Here is an 18,772-nt window from a genome sequence, read left to right on the forward strand (position 1 = left end):
TAAACTGATATGCAGTATTCGAATTCTGAAGAGAGATGACGCAAGCAAAAGGAGTAAACGTCCATAATCCTGTGCCCCACAGCGCCAGACCACCTAATCCTTGAGGCAATCAGATTGTTCTCACAAATCATAACCTGCTGCACAGGGATAACAAGTAGCAAATGGCCAGCCAATATCTTTTTCATGAATAATTAAAAAAATCTAATGGATACAGGTTCGGCCTTAAAAATATATAGTATATAGTCGCATAGCAATACGTAACCTTTATAAATAATTAGTTTATTTATGGTAAACCAATGAAATTATCGCGCCATAAATAATGCCTTACTTCTGAAAATTATGGTAAGTCTGAACAAACACAACGCAACTGACACGTCCTGTCATTCCTGCTGCCGATAATACAAACCAGAACACTCATAACCGCGGCTCCTTACTATTTAATTCATATGAAAGAGTAAGTTATCGCATCTTCCGTTGATTGATCGCATTGGCTGCGGGAGGTAACATGATTAGGTCGCTTTTTCTTACCGATTAACGTAACACGTCAGTAGCTCCAGGGGCTGGCCTTAACGCGGAAGGCACATGAACAAATCTAACTTTGATTTCCTGAAAGGCGTTAACGACTTTATTTACGCTATCGCCTGTGCAGCGGAAAACAATTATCCGAACGATCCCAACACCACGCTGGTAAAAATGCGCATGTTCGGTGAAGCGACGGCGAAGCATTTAGGGCTGCTACTGGATATTTCCCAATGCGAAAACCAGCATGACCTGCTGCGTGAATTAGGCAAAATAGCTTTTGTTGATGACAACATCCTGTCGGTATTTCATAAATTGCGCCGCATTGGCAATCAGGCCGTCCACGAGTATCACAACGATCTTGATGATGCGCAGATGTGTCTGCGCCTCGGTTTTCGTCTCGCAGTCTGGTATTACCGTCTGGTCACCAAAGATTATGACTTCCCGGTTCCGGTTTTTGTGTTACCGGAACAGAGTAGCGATCTCTATCATCAGGAAGTGCTGACGTTAAAACAGCAGTTGGAACAACAGGCGCAAGAAAAAGCACACAACCAGGCCGAATTAGAGGCCCAGCAGCAAAAGCTGGTGGCACTCAACGGCTATATCGCCATCCTCGAAAGTAAGCAGCAGGAAACTGAAGCCCAATCTCAGGCTCGCGTCGCAGCCCTCGAAGCACAACTGGCAGAAAAAAATGCCGAGCTGGCGAAACAGACCGAGCAAGAGCGCAAGGCCTACCACAAAGAGATCACCGATCAGGCCATCAAACGCACGCTGGATTTGAGCGAAGAAGAGAGCCGCTTTTTGATCGATGCCCAGTTGCGTAAAGCGGGCTGGGAAGCAGACAGCAAAATGCTGCGCTTTTCCAAAGGCGCGCGGCCGGAACCGGGTGTCAACAAAGCAATCGCCGAATGGCCCACCGGTACCGATGAAACGGGAAAACAGGGTTTTGCCGACTACGTATTATTCGTTGGCATGAAACCCATCGCGGTAGTGGAAGCCAAGCGCATCAACACCGATGTCTTCAGTAAACTGAATGAGGCGTATCGCTACAGCAAACGTTTCGATAATGCCCTGCTGCGTAACATTTTACTGGAGCAGTATCCTGCAGATGAAGTGCGGGAAGCGGTACCGGAATATGAAGTCAGTTGGGCGGATACCAGCGGCAGCCAACGCTATAAAATTCCTTTTTGCTACTCCACCAATGGCCGCGAATACCGCGCAACGCTGAAAACCCGCAGCGGCATCTGGTATCGCGATGTCCGCCATACCAGCAACATGTCGAAAGCGCTACCGGAGTGGCATCGCCCGGAAGAACTGATCGCCATGCTGGGCAGCGATCCGCAAAGGCAAAACCAGTGGTTTGCAGATAACCCAAATATGAGCGAGCTGGGGCTGCGCTACTACCAGGAAGATGCCGTTCGCGCCGTTGAAAACACCATAGTCAATGGGCAGCAAGAGATCCTGCTGGCCATGGCCACCGGCACCGGGAAAACGCGTACCGCCATTGCCATGATGTTCCGCCTGATCCAGTCCCAGCGCTTTAAGCGCGTACTGTTCCTTGTGGATCGCCGCTCGCTGGGTGAACAGGCGCTGGGCGCCTTTGAAGACACGCGCATCAACGGTGATACTTTTAACAGCATTTTCGACATCAAAGGGCTGACGGATAAATTCCCGGAAGACAGCACCAAAATTCACGTTGCGACCGTCCAGTCGCTGGTTAAACGCACGCTGCAATCCGATGAGGCAATGCCGGTGGCACGCTACGACTGCATTGTGGTCGACGAAGCGCACCGTGGCTATATCCTCGATAAAGAGCAGACCGAGGGCGAGCTACAGTTCCGCAGCCAGCTGGAGTATGTGTCGGCTTACCGCCGCATCCTCGATCATTTTGACGCGGTGAAAATCGCCCTGACCGCCACGCCAGCACGCCATACGGTAGATATCTTCGGCGAGCCGGTTTACCGCTACACCTACCGCACGGCGGTGATCGACGGGTATCTGATCGACCAGGATCCACCCATCAAGATCACCACCCGCAATGCGCAAGACGGTGTTTATCTGTCGAAGGGTGAAGAGATCATTCGCGTGACGCCACAGGGTGAGATGATCAACGACACGCTGGCTGACGATCAGGATTTTGAAGTCGCAGATTTCAACCGTACGCTGTTGATCCCCGGTTTCAATACCGCCGTCTGCGAAGAGTTAACCAAACACCTCGATCCGACCGGCAAGCAAAAAACGCTGGTATTCTGCGTCACCAACGAGCATGCCGATATGGTCGTCAATGAGCTGCGCACCGCCTTCAAAAAGAAATATCCGCAGCTGGAGCATGACGCAATCATCAAGATCACCGGTGACTCCGATAAAGATGCGAAGAAAGTGCAGACCCTGATCACCCGTTTTAATAAGGAGCGGCTACCGAACATTGTGGTGACGGTTGATTTGCTGACTACCGGTGTCGATATCCCGTCAATCTGCAATATCGTCTTTCTGCGCAAGGTGAGAAGCCGCATTCTCTACGAGCAGATGAAAGGCCGCGCCACCCGTTTATGCCCGGCAGTAGATAAGATCCGCTTTAAAATTTTCGACTGCGTCGATATCTACAGCACGCTGGAAAGCGTCGATACCATGCGCCCGGTGGTGATGCGCCCAAGCGTAGAATTGCAAACGCTGGTGAACGAAATTACCGACTCGGAAACCTATAAAGTGACCGAAGCCGATGGCCGCAGCTTTGCCGAGCACAGCCACGAACAGCTCGTCGCCAAGCTGCAACGGATCATTGGCCTGGCAACTTATAACCGCGACCGCAGCGCCGGCATCGATAAGCAGGTACGTCGTCTGGATGAATTATGTCTGGATGCCGCAGGCGTCAGCTTTAACAAGCTGGCTTCGCATCTGCGTGAAAAAGGCCCGCACTGGAGTGCCGAGGTGTTCAATAAACTCCCCACCCTGATTGCGCGTCTGGAGAAACTCAAACTCGACATCAACGAACTGCGCGAGCGCCCGATCTTCCTTGATATTCCGGATGAGGTGATCAACGTCGAGCCGGTTTACGGCGCTTACCATAATGCGGAAGATTTCCTCGAAGCCTTTGATGATCTGGTTAAGCGTTCTCCCAATGCGCAGCCCGCGTTGCAGGCGGTGATTGCCCGCCCGCGCGATCTCACCCGCAAAGGGCTGGTGGAGTTGCAGGAGTGGTTTGACAGCCAGTATTTCGAAGAGTCCTCCCTGCGCAGCGCGTGGAAAGAGACGCGTAACGAGGATATCGCCGCCCGGCTGATCGGCCATATTCGCCGTGCCGCAGTGGGCGATGCGCTGAAGCCGTTTGATCTGCGTGTTGATCATGCCCTGGCGCGCATCAAAGGCGAAAACGACTGGAGCAGCGAACAGCTGAAGTGGCTGGATCGCTTAGCTACCGCGCTGAAAGATAAAGTGGTGCTCGACGACGATTCCTTCAAAACTGGCAACCTCCACCGCTTCGGCGGCAAAGCCGTGTCGCAGCGCGTGTTTGAGGACGACCTCGACGGCGTGCTGGCGAAATTCAGTGATTACATCTGGGACGAACCCGCCTGACGCGTTAGAATCCCCGGCAATTTCTTCTTCTGCGGCCCGTTCAGGGCCGCTGCTTTTACACGGAACCTGTGATGAACAATAACGATCTGGTCGCTAAACTCTGGAAACTCTGTGACAACCTGCGTGACGGCGGCGTTTCCTATCAGAACTATGTTAACGAACTGGCTTCACTGCTGTTTCTGAAAATGTGTAAAGAGACCGGCCAGGAAGCCGAGTATCTGCCTGCTGGCTACCGCTGGGACGATTTGAAAGCGCGTATCGGCCAGGAGCAATTGCAGTTCTACCGTAAACTGCTGGTGGAATTAGGCCAGGATGAGAAAAACCTTGTACAGGCGATTTTCCACAACGTCAGTACCACCATTGAGCAACCGAAGCAGCTGACCGAACTGGTGAGCTATATGGATGCGCTGGACTGGTATAACGGCAGCAAGGGCAAATCCCGCGACGACTTTGGCGATATGTACGAAGGGCTGTTGCAAAAGAACGCCAACGAAACCAAATCCGGCGCGGGCCAGTACTTCACGCCGCGCCCGCTGATCAAGACCATTATTCATCTGTTAAAACCGCAGCCGCGCGAAGTGGTGCAGGATCCGGCAGCCGGTACCGCAGGTTTTTTAATCGAAGCGGATCGCTACGTTAAATCGCAGACCAACGATCTGGAAGATCTCGATACCGACACCCAGGATTTTCAGATCCGCAAAGCCTTTGTCGGCCTTGAACTGGTGCCCGGCACCCGTCGGCTGGCGCTGATGAACTGCCTGCTGCACGACATTGAAGGCAACCTCGATCACGGCGGCGCAATTCGCCTCGGTAACACGCTGGGCAGTGACGGGGAAAACCTGCCGCCGGCGCATATCGTGGCAACCAACCCGCCGTTTGGCAGCGCGGCGGGCACCAATATCACCCGTACCTTTGTTCACCCGACCAGCAACAAACAGCTCTGCTTTATGCAGCACATTATTGAAACCCTGCATCCGGGCGGCCGCGCAGCAGTGGTGGTGCCGGATAACGTATTGTTTGAAGGCGGTAAAGGCACCGAGATCCGCCGTGACCTGATGGACAAGTGCCGTCTGCACACCATTCTGCGTCTTCCGACCGGTATCTTTTATGCCCAGGGCGTAAAAACCAACGTGCTGTTCTTTACCAAAGGCACGAAGGCAAATCCGAACCAGGACAAGAACTGCACCGACGACGTCTGGGTGTACGATTTGCGGACCAATATGCCGGGCTTTGGTAAGCGCACACCGTTTGGCGATCAGCATCTGCAGCCGTTTGAGCAGGTTTTCGGGGACGATCCGCACGGCCTCAGCCCGCGCACCGAAGGTGAGTGGAGTTTTAATGCCGAAGAGAGCGAAATCGCTGACAGCGAAGAGAACAAAAATACCGATCAGCATCTGGCCACCAGCCGCTGGCGCAAGTTCAGCCGCGAGTGGATCCGCACTGCCAAGTCGGACTCGTTGGATATCTCCTGGCTGAAAGATAAAGACAGTATCGATGCCGACAGCCTGCCGGAGCCGGATGTATTAGCGGCAGAGGCGATGACCGAACTGGTGCAGGCGCTGGGCGAGCTGGATGCCCTGATGCGCGAGCTGGACGCAGGCGATGAAGCCGATGCACAGCGTCAGTTGCTGAATGAAGCATTTGGTGAGGTGAAAGAATGTCTTTAGGAAATATTACCGGTACTTTACCTGAGGTATGGTTGTCGCCTTTCCTGACTGAGTTAGTTTCACCTAAACAATGGAAAACTATTTCAACAAAAGAATTAGTTGATAGTGGTTACGTCGTTTATGGCGCGAATGGGAAAATAGGATTTTACACGGAATATACACACAAAAATCCTACTCTAATGATAACCTGCCGTGGTGCCACTTGCGGAAACCTTCATATATCAGAACCATTCTCATATATAAATGGAAACGCAATGGCACTGGACAATCAACCGGCATCTTTAGGCGTGAAATTTTTAAAATACGCACTTCTTGCAAGGGGATTGAACGATACGATTTCCGGCTCAGCCCAACCACAAATCACCAGGCAAGGACTGGAAAATGTTCGAGTTCCGCTACCATCTCTTGCCGAACAAAAAATCATCGCTGAAAAACTCGATACGTTGCTGGCGCAGGTAGACAGCACCAAAGCACGTCTTGAGCAAATCCCGAAAATCCTGAAACGTTTTCGTCAGGCGGTGTTAACGGTTGCAGTTAGTGGAAAACTGACCGAAGAATGGCGAAACGAAAATGATGTTCAATTCTCCCAATGGGAACATACGGTATTCGACAAAATTTGTTCTGAGATTACTGTTGGTTATGTCGGCAAAATGCTTGACCGATATAAAGATGAAGGTATTCCGTTCTTACGTTCGCAAAACGTACGTGAGTTTAAATTTTCCGATAAAAATTTATTGTATATATCTGATAGTTTTCATCAGGAAATTTTCAAGTCTCGTCTAAATCCAGGTGATTTAGCTATTGTAAGATCTGGAGCGCCAGGAACAACTTGTGTTATACCTGATTATTTAACGGTAGCAAACTGTTCCGACTTAGTTATTGCCCGGCCTTCAGAAAAATTAAGTTCTGAGTTCGGATGTATTTTTATGAACTCGGGTATAGCAAAAAAAAATGTATCAGATAATCAGGTTGGGATAGCACAACAGCATTTTAATGTTGGTTCAATGAAAAAAATGCCAATAAGTCTCCCCCCACTCCCCGAACAACACGAGATCGTTCGCCGTGTGGAACAGCTGTTCGCCTACGCCGATACCATTGAAAAGCAGGTCAACGCTGCGCTTGCCCGGGTGAATAACCTCACTCAGTCGATTCTCGCGAAAGCGTTTCGCGGTGAACTTACCGCCCATTGGCGGGCCGAAAACCCGGCTCTGATCTCCGGGGAAAATAGCGCTGCTGCACTGCTGGAAAAAATTAAAGCCGAACGTGCCGCAAGCACGGGTAAAAAGGCGTCGCGTAAAAAAGCATAACTCTCTTTATTATTTTGCGCACGGTTAATGCCGTGCGTTTTTATTTTTAGGTATTTTTAAACGCATTTTAAATATTTCAGGCGCGTTTTTCTTGTTATTCCGAATAGTGCTGATTATTGTCTGTTTTTTTCTGGACTTTTATTTTTGCCATGGTTATTTTTTCAGTGTTTTTAGCGCGGTGGGGATGTGCGGCAACACACCCGCACCGCTGATCACAATCACTATTTACGAGGAATAGTAATTATGACTGACGTGGATTGTATTGCAGTTTGTGAGAATGAAAAAGCCCGTTCGGTAACGTACCGTCATTTAACCGTGAGTTATGCGGGTCGTCACAGGGATAATGTTTATACCCCGGCAGTGATTATGAAGGGGTTATGGCTGGAGGCGGCGGGTTTTACTATGGGTACGAAAGTCGATGTACAGGTGATGCGGGGCTGTATTTTGCTGACCACCCGGCAACCGCCGAAAGAGCCGGAAATAAAAACATCATTAGAGCTGGCAGCCCTGTTAGCGGCGGGTAAATCGATCACAGCCTGAAAACAGCGCTCCCGGTTCTGGCCGGGAGCAATTAATTTCGGGGTGCACAACAAAATTAGTTTACCGGTCGGAAGATTTTTTTCAACGGTACCAGCAGTTTCGTGTCGATATCTACCTTCTCGTAATTTTCAATTAGCGCACGTACCAGATCGTCCAGCGTCCAGAGCATCAGCGGTATCGTTGAGCGGTCCGCTTCATAGCGCGCCTCTTTGGTAAACCCGCCGGTGCTGACATATAGCCCGCGATCCTCTTTATGCCGCCCGCCAATAAAGCTGCGGATCTGCTGGCTACCCATCTGCTCGCGACGATGTTTTACTTCGACGATAATGCGTGGGTTTTCAAAACCAAAACCATCGGGCGACGCAATAATATCCTTCCCGCGATCGGCTCCGGCCGGAGAGACCTGGGTTTTATATTTCATGCCGCGTAAAACACCCGCCACCAGGTTTTGCATGTCATCCCAGTCCAGAGAATTAATCCGGTCTTTAATCGCTTCAAAAGCCAGGCTTTCCATATCCCGTAAGGGATCGGATAACACCTCTTCGTCTTCGGCCAGAAGCGGTTGCTGCGCCAGCACTTCAGCGGCAGGCTTTTTGTCTTCGAGCAATTCCTTAGCGGCACTATCCGGCAGCATAAACACCGTTAAAGTTGAGCCCAGCGTATTTTTGGTGGCGGTGGATAACCGGTCGCGCTCGATTTCTTGCGCGTTCCATTTCACCTGGCGGGCAATGCCCATCCCCTCTTCCTGCCATTCCGGGTGATACTGGAAATCAGAAGTAATTTTGCCCAGCAAATAAGTACGGTTAGCGGGAGAATAAGTAATCACCCAATCGCCTTTCTTAATTTCGTTCACAAAGCGCCAGATCTGCGAAGCCCCGGAGCGCACCGTACCCGGTTTACTTAACGGATCGACCTCCTGATATAGCGCCGTCAATTGCGCCCGCGACAGACCCGGTTTAACTAACGGTGCAAGCTGAGACCAGCCGATACCAACGATTTGTTTATCGCGAAAGTCATCATAGAGCTTTCCCGCATCCCCGCGTATCATCCACATTTTGTTATCCATAACTGTCCCCTGATCAATATAAGGAATTGCGCCGGTTTCTAGACCAGCTCTGCTGGCCTGTCTGAATCCGGCACGGTATTTTGCCGTTAAGACAACCCCGCCTTACGGCGGGGCATCTCTGTTTTACTGCTGCTGAATTTCCACCAGCACATCCGTTGGCCAGCGCTCTTCTTTATTGCTGACCCGGGCTTGTTCCAGCGAACGCGCCATATTGAAGATCTGATCCTCTACTTCAGCCATAAAGTTATAACTGTCAGGGCGGAACTGAATGAACCAGTACCCCATTCCCTGATCGAAACGGATCTTCAGCGCTTTGCCGTTATCAAACTCCACCAGCAGTTTACGATGATGAGGAATATCCCGGTTGGAGTAATTCAGCGTGACATCAACCGGCTTGCCCATCAGCGTGGTAAACCACTGCTCAGCAAATCCCTGAAAATCATCTTCGTTTGCCCAGTCGTGTGCCGCCTTGAAGCCCGGTTTCTCTTTCGCTTTGAACAGCGTATTGATGGCGACCTGCGCATGGCCGCTCAGACGCGGTTTCAACTGATTCATAATCGAACCCAGCAACACCAGCGCCGCCGGGTTCTGAATATAGCGGTCGGTGTAGTAGACACGCGTTATCTGATTGTTTTTCAGCAGCGCAGCAGTCTCTTCATTGGCTTTTTCCAGCTCGGCCCAGAAGCGGCGACCAAACTGCGCAATCGGGCCATTCAGTTCAGTAGAGAGGGAAAGATCTTTTACCCGCTCGCCTGCCGGTTCGCTCCAGCGTGCCAGATCCACCGCGTCCAGCTCGACCGGCGCAAATGTCTGCGAACGCACAACCAGGGCCTGCGTTTGGTGCCAGTCAGAACCAGGAATGGCCGATTGCATGTCACGCGTTGCCAGCGTTATAACGCTCTCGCCACGCAGCAACTGAGCGATAACAGGCACCGTCAACGCTACCTTGTTGCAGCAAATTCGTATGCCCGTAGCGGCAAACTGAGCAAGCTCGCCCAACACGTCGGCATCAGTAATACCGGCCGGGATCACCAGCGTCACACCCAGATTATCGGTCAACCGGTAACGCAGGATCGCCCTGCGGAACTCGCTGGCATACAGATCCCACTCACTGAGCGGCTCGTTGAGCCACACCGTCAATGATGTGGCACCTTCATTGATCACGCGCCGAATGGCATCTTCTATGCTGCCGGGGCAATATTGCGCATCTACCAACGACAGTTTTTCCTCTTCCGGCAAACCAATATAGTGTGTGAAATCCTCACCCAACCAGGCCAGCGCCGCTTTACGATCCAGCGCATCGTGATCGTGACGGGTTTGCGAATCGAGCAGGCACTCACTGCAGGCTGTATCGCAATGGCTACAGCCGAGCTGTTTCACCATGCCTCTCAGCAGAGCATCAATATGTAATGGCGCGCTGGAGGCAAAACCGGCCCCGCCACTAATCACGTCATACAACTGGATGGCCAGTACAGACTGTTCGTTATCCAGTTTCACCGGGCGAATGGAATAACCCAGCTCCGCGGCGGAAACCCCCAGCACACCGGCCAGTGCGCGACGCAAAGCGACGGCCAGCGTCATTGCAACGCTGCGACCTTCGTCGGAACCATCCTGAATATACTCGCCGCTCTGCGGACGCCTGAGAATAAGCTCAAACACATCCGTCTGCGCTACGGCACCCAGTGTCACTTTGGTTCTCAATGCTGTGGAACCCGGGCAGATCAACCGATGGTTCTGGCTATCACGATCTCCCTTACCCGGGCGTGGCGGATAATGGGCTTCCATCGATTTTGGCGCATCAGTTTCGTTAATCATCGACTCCGCGCGACCACAAATCATGCACAGCGCATAACCATGTCCACCTTCACCCATACTTTGCTGGAATACACGACCATCAGGCCCGGACGCCATAAACCCGGTTAGCGGATTCGGCAATGGTACACGTTCTGCCTGTACAAACACCCACGCGGGTACCACGGGGATGAACTTCATCGTTTCGATGTTGTTGGTTACCGGATAGTAGGCATCGGTCACAAAGCCCGCTGGTTGCAATACCTGGCGTTTGTTTGCAGAAATAATCCGCTCGCCGCAGGCAGCATTGGTACAAAACAGTTCGCCCTGCCCGCTGATTCCCTCTCCATACCCCAGCGTCCCGCATTTATGGCAACGCCAGGCAACATCCAGCCGCTGAGGTTCATTGGTATCTGCGTTCAGGTTATGCCAATGCAGAGAGACACCGGCGGAGCGAAACACGCGGCCATCGAGAATAATTTCCGCACCCGGCGCGTACTCACGGATCGCCACGCCCAGGTTGCGTGAAGGCAGCCCTTTATAGCGCGAGACGTTGTCTTCACGATCGCTCTTATCACGGCTTCTGAATGTTTTCTCACGGATGTAATCTTCCATGTTGAAGTTATCAAAGGTGACAACATCGGTAGGGAAGCCATAGCCAGGCAGGAATGTTCTCGCCGCCAGATCACGCAACAGATACTCGCCGCAGTGTCGTTTTTTCTCCATCTCCAGGCGCTTACGATACGGTGTATCGGGCTGCGACTCGCGTTCCTGCCGCGAAAGATCCTGGAAAATATCAAGCCAGCGTTTCTGTAGGGAAGAAATGGACCCGAGCGTATTTCGGCGCAGATTGTCGGGGCTGACACCGTGTAGCGCAGTGCCTTTTACTAACTGTTCCAGTGCGCCATCGACCGGTAAGGTAGTACGCTCCAGCCAGACTTTAAAGCGATTACAGATGGATTGTTCATGCTCTTCGCCAAAGAACCACTGGCTGTTGAGATTGGTGCGCTCTTTTTCCGTTTCCCCGATCACGTGACACAGGAATTCTGAGAGCAGCAGCGAATTAACATGCCGCTGCACCAGACGTTCAGAATTCATAGCCACCATCGGCGCCGGGATCGTCGTCTCAAACGGCCAGAGCGTATTAGCAAATACCTGCTGATCGTGTGGGTTACCCTTACACAGGGTATAAGAGATGGCGCGCGATTCCTTACTACGGCCCGCGCGACCGGCACGCTGTAAGTAGTTGGCGGGGTGCGGCGGCACGTTATTCATCACCACGGCAGAGATACCACCAATATCTACGCCCATTTCCATGGTGGTTGAGCAGTTGAGAACGTTAATGCCGCCCTCTTTAAACATCGTTTCGTACTCTTCCAGGCGTTCAGCAGACTGCTGCGCCGAGTGTTCTGCGGTGCGGTAGTAGAAGCCGCCTTCAATAGCCCGGTCGTTAATATTGGTCCACAAGTTCTGTGAGCGCAGCTTTTGCACCAGATCGTCTGCCGCACTTTGCTGTCTGATTTTGCTAATGCCGTTATCGTAATCATCCTGCGAACGGTCAAAATGCCAGACCTCCGGCAACATTACCGGCTCCGCGTGATACGACAGCCGTTGTGTATCGCTCAGGTTGTCAAAATCGATATGCGTCGGCAGGTAAGGCGTTAAGCCTTTGAAAGCCGTGTCCAGTAATTTATTAGTTACCGGGCAAATATACGCTTTTGTCACCAACGAGAAAGTCATATGCTCGCGCGGCAAGTAAAAGCGGTTACCATCCGAACGTAACACAGCAAGATTCCCGGAAAGCGCCTTCCAGGCCGCTTTCAACCAGGCATTCACCAAATCGATATCAGCCGTTCTCTTCACATTCAGCCCGGCGCCCAGCAGCAAAAGCTTGATCAGCCGCTGCGACACATTGCCATGGCGAATCTGCGGCCAGCGCTTGATCTGATATTCGTCATGCTCATCTGATTCAGGGCTGCGCAAGGAACGCGGCGCAAAACGGCTACCAATCCACTGCCGCCAGTCATCTTCCAGCTGAATATAGCTGCCTTCGCGAACATAAAAATCGAGGGATATTTTGAGGAAATCCTGCCAATCCTGGAGTGACAACCCCTTTTCCTGCCAGTGGTCAGGAACAATCTGCGCCTTATCAAGCCCCTGATAACCGATCTTCACCAGTCCCTGGGTTTCAAGGCTGTTGGAACGTTTAGGACGGCGCATAAACTCGCGAAATAACAGCATTTCCGATAATTTCACCGGGCCATCATGCTCGCGAAAAATTTCCGGTTTGTGGTATTTGTTGTAACGCAGGATCGGACCTTTGATATCAAAGGTTTTTTGTAACTCGCCAACCATCTCTCGCCAGCTGAGTGACACCAACGGCGCACTTACTTTTTCGCCCAATGCCTGTTTCAGACGCTGTTCAAAACGCAGCGCTTTTTCCTCCGCTTCTGCCGCCTCACCCGGCATGCCCATATCACGGTACTCTTTTGCTTCTTTGCGGGCTTTATCGGCCAGTTCACGGAATTTCTGCGGATCAATATCGGCAGCAACAACATCGCCTGTCGACTGTTGTTTCTGATACCACGACAGGATTTCAACCACACTGCCGCGCAGCCGGTTACGTTCGGCTTCTTGCTGCATGCGCACTGCCATTCGCGCAGTGCCCTGGCGACTATCGGTAAAGGTAATTAAGCGTCTACCGCGCCCCGGTAGAGTTTGTTGACCATCACCTTTTTCATTTTTCCCGGCAAAATCCGGACAGTACTCAAGCACCGTAGGAACAATATGCGTGACATAAAACGGGCTCCCCAGGATAGCACGTCGGAAAGGTGATATTCCTTTTACGCCCCGGTAGCCGCAACCCTGGGCGCTACAGACCTGATCGATGTCGTTTATGGCAAGAGAAATGCTGTTATCGTGCACGACACCGATACTGTGCGTTTGACGATCAAGACGTTGAAGCGTGTAGCCAGCGGCTTCATTATGTTCCGCCGCGATAATGTGCGGAGTCTTGATGACAATCTCTTTTTCGACTTTTTCAGCAACCGGCTCAATCTCCTCCGGTATATCGTCCTGCAGAGAGAACTCGTCACCACCTTTATTTTCCCATTGGACAAGCCTGCCCCTTTTTTCTCGGGCCAGCAGATGGGGTTCATTACACTCATTACAAAATGCCAGTTCAAATACCGGGCTGCCACATGCGCAATTCTGCCGTTGGTTTACATAGACATAGCCAAATGGCCAGTTCTTCTCCAGGGCCGTGCCGTGCTTCGCTGCACAGTGTTTGTCAGCACAGGCCCAGAGCCCCTGTGTATTGCGCTGGAAAATATGCGCCCTGACCTTGAGAAAAGCGGGATCCTGTTCATTGGGACGCGTACCGGAACAGAGATCAATCCAGCGTAAAGTGTCCTGCTGGCTATAGCGTTGTTTAGTCAGTTCATTAAGGCGCGCGGTCAACGCATCCAGTTTCATTGCCCGCTGGCTAACCAGCATTTCACGTAAGTGACGCGCTTCCGGTGAGTGAGTTAATGCGCTATAGCGCTCCGGGCTAACCTCTTTTTCGCCAGCATCAGGAATAGCTTCGAGCACATCCAGAGAAACAGCGCGATTCAGGCTAGCCTCAAGTTCAGGCACAATGCGTTTGCCTCCCAGCACATCAATCTGTTCCAGTGGCACGCCAGAAAGCTCAGACAAGAATTTTTTCAGCTGCTTTTCTGCATCGCTACCGGCAATGGTTGCCGATGTTGCAACAAACCGGACGTCCCTCGGCGTAACACCAAAGGCATTCATTACGCGACGCAACTGCAACGCCAGTTCGGCAGCCTGTGAACCAACATAGGTGTGTGCTTCGTCCAGCACGATCCAGCGTAATGATTTTTGCGCTTTAGATTGCTGAATAATGGGCGCATCAACCTGGCGAACCATCATGTATTCCAGCATGGTGCCATTGGTAACCAGAATAGGTGCAGGTTCTTCGCGCATCTTCTCACGCGAAAGCACTTCATTTGGCTTTTTCTCTTGCTCGCTTTTGACGGCCGCATGTTTCTCTTTGGTGTTGCCGTTATACAGGCAATAGCGAATTCCCGTCCCGAAGCTGCGCGTCCAGGCATCAAGGCGTTCGCGCTGGGAATTAATCAGCGCGTTCAATGGATAGAGGAACAGCGCCCGCACGCCCACCAGCGGCTTATTACCGTTCCCACGTAGTTCCCGGTAGAGATCTTCCAGAACCGGCACCATAAAACACTCGGTCTTACCGGAGCCTGTACCACTGGTCACCACAATAGAATGCTTCTGCTCAAGCAACGCTTTCCAGCTGGCCAACTGATGTGTAAAAGGCTTCCAGCTTGCGCCAAAACGATAGCGGCCATTTTCCTCGCTATCCAGAGAAGCGACGACTTCTTTACTCAGCAACGTTTTTTCCGTTGCCAGCTGGCGCATCGTGAAAGCGGACTCTTCCCAACCAAAGGTTTGCTCGAAAACCGGCGATGCGAGAAATGAACCTTCCGCACCGCATTCTGCTGCCATTTGCTGTGCAAGATGCTCACGCAACTGGGGATTGGTAATACTCAATATACTGAGTGTCGCTTCCGTTGAGCGAGAGAGTGATTGTTCAATGAGTGTCGAAAAATAGCGTGTAGTCATTTTTATTTTTCCGTAACGTTACGCAGCAAGCAGTACTGGAACAAAGCGTTAAACCAGCGAGAGTCAAAGTCTCTCACCTGCCGTAAGAAAAATACGGCGCCAGGTTCATTGCCAAAAACGCTGGTAAAGGTGGTTTTGCCGCTGGCTACTGCGGCGGCAAACACCGGCAGCCATGCAACGGCATAGCGAAAATGTGTATCGGAAGAGATTTCAATAATGGGATCGGCTTGCGACTGGATCCAGCGAGAGAGACGTGGGCCGCCATATTCCGGCCAGCGGGATTCCCCGTGTTCACGAAGTAACTCCTGATACCAGCCCTGAATAATCTCTTTCATGACCGGTTGTGGGAAAAGCCTCGGGGCCTTTCCCTCGCTTAACCAGCTATGCACATCGCTGGCATAGGTAGGAAAGAGCATTCCCAACCTTTGATACATTTTATTCAGGAAATTACTCTGCATTTCTATAGATGCGCCTTTGCTCACCATAAAGGCCTGCATTTTTGCTGCTGCATTTTTTATTTGCTGTATCGGTAAGAACTCCCAAAACACGGGGAATTCAGATTCGATTCGTCCAAGATATTCGGCCGACATTTCAAATTTGAACAAGGAGAGCGTTAGTGCCTGAGGATGCTGAAATAACGCACGCCAGACCTCGAAGGTGGCCAGAGGTAAATAACTGAACTGGCTGTAAAGATTTTGCAGGAATTGCCAGCCAGAATGCGCCGGATCGTTCGCCATCTGATCCAGAACCAAGGAAATGGTATTAACCTCAGCACCAGGTTTGAAAAGCTGAGTGGCTTTTTGCAAGGAGTGAATCGTACCGGCTTCCGCTTCTGGCAACTGTTCACCACGAATAAAACAGGGACGGAATGCAGTTTCTTCGCCAGGTTTCGGCAGAACCAGCCAGGGGCCGTTTTTACTTACAATTGAGCCCAGCTCAAATTCACCGACCGGGACACCTTCACTCATTCTTGATGTCAGAGGAATGGATTTTCGCTCTGGTTCGCTCAGCAACATGATAACTGGCGAAGGCACTTTCCCTGATGCATTGTGAATCGAGTTGGAACGCAGTATCTGTGAGGCCGGATCATATTCCAGGCTGTATTTGTAGCGCCGGATTTGCCAGTTGCCGGTACCGCCTACGCCGCTAATCCGCATATCCACAATCTGATCAATCCCTGAACCGAGGGAAAGTAAGTTCTCAATATGCTCTTTCAGGCTGTAAAGATTAATTTCAAGCGGGCGTTCACCGGCGTTATAACGCCATTCATGCCATGCCTGCTGCCCACTGTTGGAACGCAAGCGTAGTTCCAGGGTAAAGCGGGTCGGTTCTCCATTTTTGCCAAACAGGAACACTCGAGAGCCCAGCAAATCGGTAATGGTGATATTTTTTGCCAGCGGCCGACCTTCGGCATCAAAAGCAAGACAGCCACTTGAGGGAAAAGGCATAACAATCCCAACGGGCGCTTCCATCAAGCTTGGGGTAACCTGCAATTGTACTGATGAGGGCGGTACCCCTTCCGCTTTGATCAAAATTTCCGTTCTGTTCCCGGAACGCTTACGGCCTATTTCAAGTGTTTTGTCCTTTAACGCATACCAACATTTGTGCTGCGTCGAGATAGCAATGATTCCTTCGTTTGCACGCTCACCGCTCTTAATTTCAACCTGAAAATCCGCAGGTAATATGCCAATTTTGCGACGCAGTAACGTTTCATTGTTCTCATTGCGGATGGACAAAAAATGCGTCCCCATGGTGTCATGCAACTCGCACACATCAATATCTTTACCGCTCAAAAAACGCCTGTAGCGAACTTCAGGTACCCCCATTTTTCGCATAACTCGCGGAGTGCCAAGAAACACCTCTTCAGGAAAGGTCGTCCAGTTCAGACGCTTACCTTGTAACTCCAGACCTGGCAGGCGCACCTGCTCCAGCCCCGCACGTATGCGATAGGTTTCCTCACCCTCAATGAGGATATCCTGCCCTCCTTGCACCACTAAAGCAGGGTAGCCGAAAGCCCGGCAGGTAAAATCAGAGGGGGTATTTTCAGCAGACAGCGTCCCACCTTCCGGCAGAATGATTAGCATGTCGCTACTGCGGACACTGCATGAGGCAATCCCTTGCAAGGACCAGTCATCACCCTGACGCACAAAGACAAGAGGAACATCGCCAACCGGGATTTCACTCTCAGCAATATTGACAATGCCAATAATCACCCCACCAGCCCGGGCGACCAGAGACAATGTGGTGGCAGGACGACGCCGGTGAAAACGAACATCACTTTTGCGCAGCCGTAATCTGGCTTGCATATGCTCAAGCGTGGCGTAAGCGCTTCCCAGGCTGACCATGTCTTCCCCGTCTTCACACACTGCCAGTTCAAAGCGAGTAGTCGAAGGTTCACTCAATAATGGAAAAACCATTTCTTCCGGCAGTGAAATGTAGGTATGTAAGGCATCGGGCTTTTGCTCTGACCAGGAAAAAAAGCATTCAATAATCTTACTTTTGCGCTGCCGGGGCTTATTTTCCACCGATGCAGTGCGAAGCAAGCCGTTGAGAAAGCTGGTTCCCGTATCATCGTCAAGGGGGATGGGAAAACTGTCGCGCCATTTAGGGTGTACGCGCTCAAGCTCTTTAACCGGTTCAGCATGGGTGCTGAGCTCATAGAGTTGCACCAACGAAATGAGTTGTTCAGCCATCCGGGCGATGAATTCTATGGATGTGTCTTCCCGAAATCCTTGAGGAAGCGATGATTTTTCAACCATCATTTGAACCAACATCGACGTTGAGTACCCCAGCGATGAGGCCTGTTCGTATTGATTAAGAATACGGGAAAAAACAGACTGGAAGCGGCTATCCGTTTCTTTCAGCAGCTTGAAAGGCAGACCACCTTCACTGAAAAGTGACCCCAGAAAATTACGACGTTCCGATTCATAAAAACGAATTGGACGTTCCCAAAAACCATCCAATCCTTTTGGTACGACCAAACCTAATTCCGAATGAGACAGACTAATATTCAGGGCTGCATGAATAGGATCCCAGCTCCATTTGCAGTCGCGCCCGTAGTCCCGGCGATACCATTCGGAGCAAAAAAGGGTAAAACAGGCTGCATAACCTTTATCGTTTTTTAGTTTTTCTGGCTGCCCTATTTCCCGAAGAAGCCGTTTCAGATCGGCATATTCATCGCTGGTTGCATGATATTCATAAAGAGGCCTGCTATCAGCTTTTTTTAATCCACGACGAGTAAGAAACTTCGTCAACCAGGGGGTGCATTTAAATACTGAAACGAGTTCAGACTGACTCAAAGCAAACTCCTTGCTATTAGTGCAGTAGTAGAATCAGGGTTATTATTTACGAGGTGGACAGCCTGTACATTTAACAATAAAAAACGTTACAGAATATACTCCAATAAAGTTTAATCAACCTACCAAAGTTGGCAGGCAAGGTGATAAATCCGCTACTTCGTCATGCACAGGGCAGGAAATCGCCTTTCCAAACATGGCCTTATTGATGCTGTATGTCATCGTTTACCATGAAGTGTTACACGGAAAATACTTTACCTTATTTTCCACAGTCAAAAAGATCTATTTCTAAAATTCGTGAAGGATTTACAAAATTCTTATGCCGTTAACTCTTATGATTATCACACCTAATCTAAGTAATGGTTATAA

General features: G+C 50.9%; 7 protein-coding genes. 4 read left to right on the plus strand and 3 right to left on the minus strand.

Translation table 11 applies throughout. The features are described from left to right. Positions 1-582: 582 nt before the first annotated feature. From hsdR to Y71_RS23720, 4 genes are all read left to right on the plus strand, one after another. Positions 583-4,092, plus strand: coding sequence for a type I restriction-modification system endonuclease (gene hsdR, locus Y71_RS23705; RefSeq protein ID WP_007372950.1), 3,510 nt, complete (start codon positions 583-585; stop codon positions 4,090-4,092). Between the two features lie 71 nt (positions 4,093-4,163). Next, on the plus strand, positions 4,164-5,759 hold the full coding sequence (locus Y71_RS23710) for an N-6 DNA methylase (protein ID WP_007372949.1): 1,596 nt from the start codon (positions 4,164-4,166) through the stop codon (positions 5,757-5,759). Then, positions 5,750-7,066: a restriction endonuclease subunit S gene (locus Y71_RS23715; protein ID WP_035943110.1), complete on the plus strand. Its 1,317-nt coding sequence runs from the start codon at positions 5,750-5,752 to the stop codon at positions 7,064-7,066. Before Y71_RS23710 ends, Y71_RS23715 begins: the two co-directional genes overlap by 10 nt. A 243-nt stretch (positions 7,067-7,309) precedes the next feature. Further along, positions 7,310-7,606, plus strand: a complete 297-nt coding sequence (locus Y71_RS23720) for a SymE family type I addiction module toxin (RefSeq protein WP_007372946.1) — start codon at positions 7,310-7,312, stop codon at positions 7,604-7,606. A 55-nt stretch (positions 7,607-7,661) separates the two neighbouring features. Here Y71_RS23720 and Y71_RS23725 read toward each other — a convergent pair whose 3' ends face one another. The 3 genes from Y71_RS23725 to Y71_RS23735 all read right to left on the minus strand — a co-directional run bounded on the left by Y71_RS23725 (position 7,662) and on the right by Y71_RS23735 (position 18,406). Continuing rightward, entirely contained in the window at positions 7,662-8,654 is a 993-nt protein-coding gene (locus tag Y71_RS23725; protein ID WP_494337778.1) for a restriction endonuclease, read from the minus strand. Between the two features lie 141 nt (positions 8,655-8,795). Further along, positions 8,796-15,107 (minus strand): DEAD/DEAH box helicase, encoded by a 6,312-nt coding sequence (locus Y71_RS23730; RefSeq protein WP_007372944.1) that lies wholly within the window; start codon positions 15,105-15,107, stop codon positions 8,796-8,798. A 2-nt stretch (positions 15,108-15,109) separates the two neighbouring features. After that, the gene (locus Y71_RS23735) at positions 15,110-18,406 is read right to left on the minus strand and encodes an STY4851/ECs_5259 family protein (RefSeq protein ID WP_081120859.1); all 3,297 of its coding nucleotides are present in this window, start codon (positions 18,404-18,406) and stop codon (positions 15,110-15,112) included. Between the last annotated feature and the right edge of the window lie 366 nt (positions 18,407-18,772).

Origin of the sequence: Kosakonia radicincitans DSM 16656, from assembly GCF_000280495.2 — a bacterium.
Taxonomy (GTDB): domain Bacteria; phylum Pseudomonadota; class Gammaproteobacteria; order Enterobacterales; family Enterobacteriaceae; genus Kosakonia; species Kosakonia radicincitans.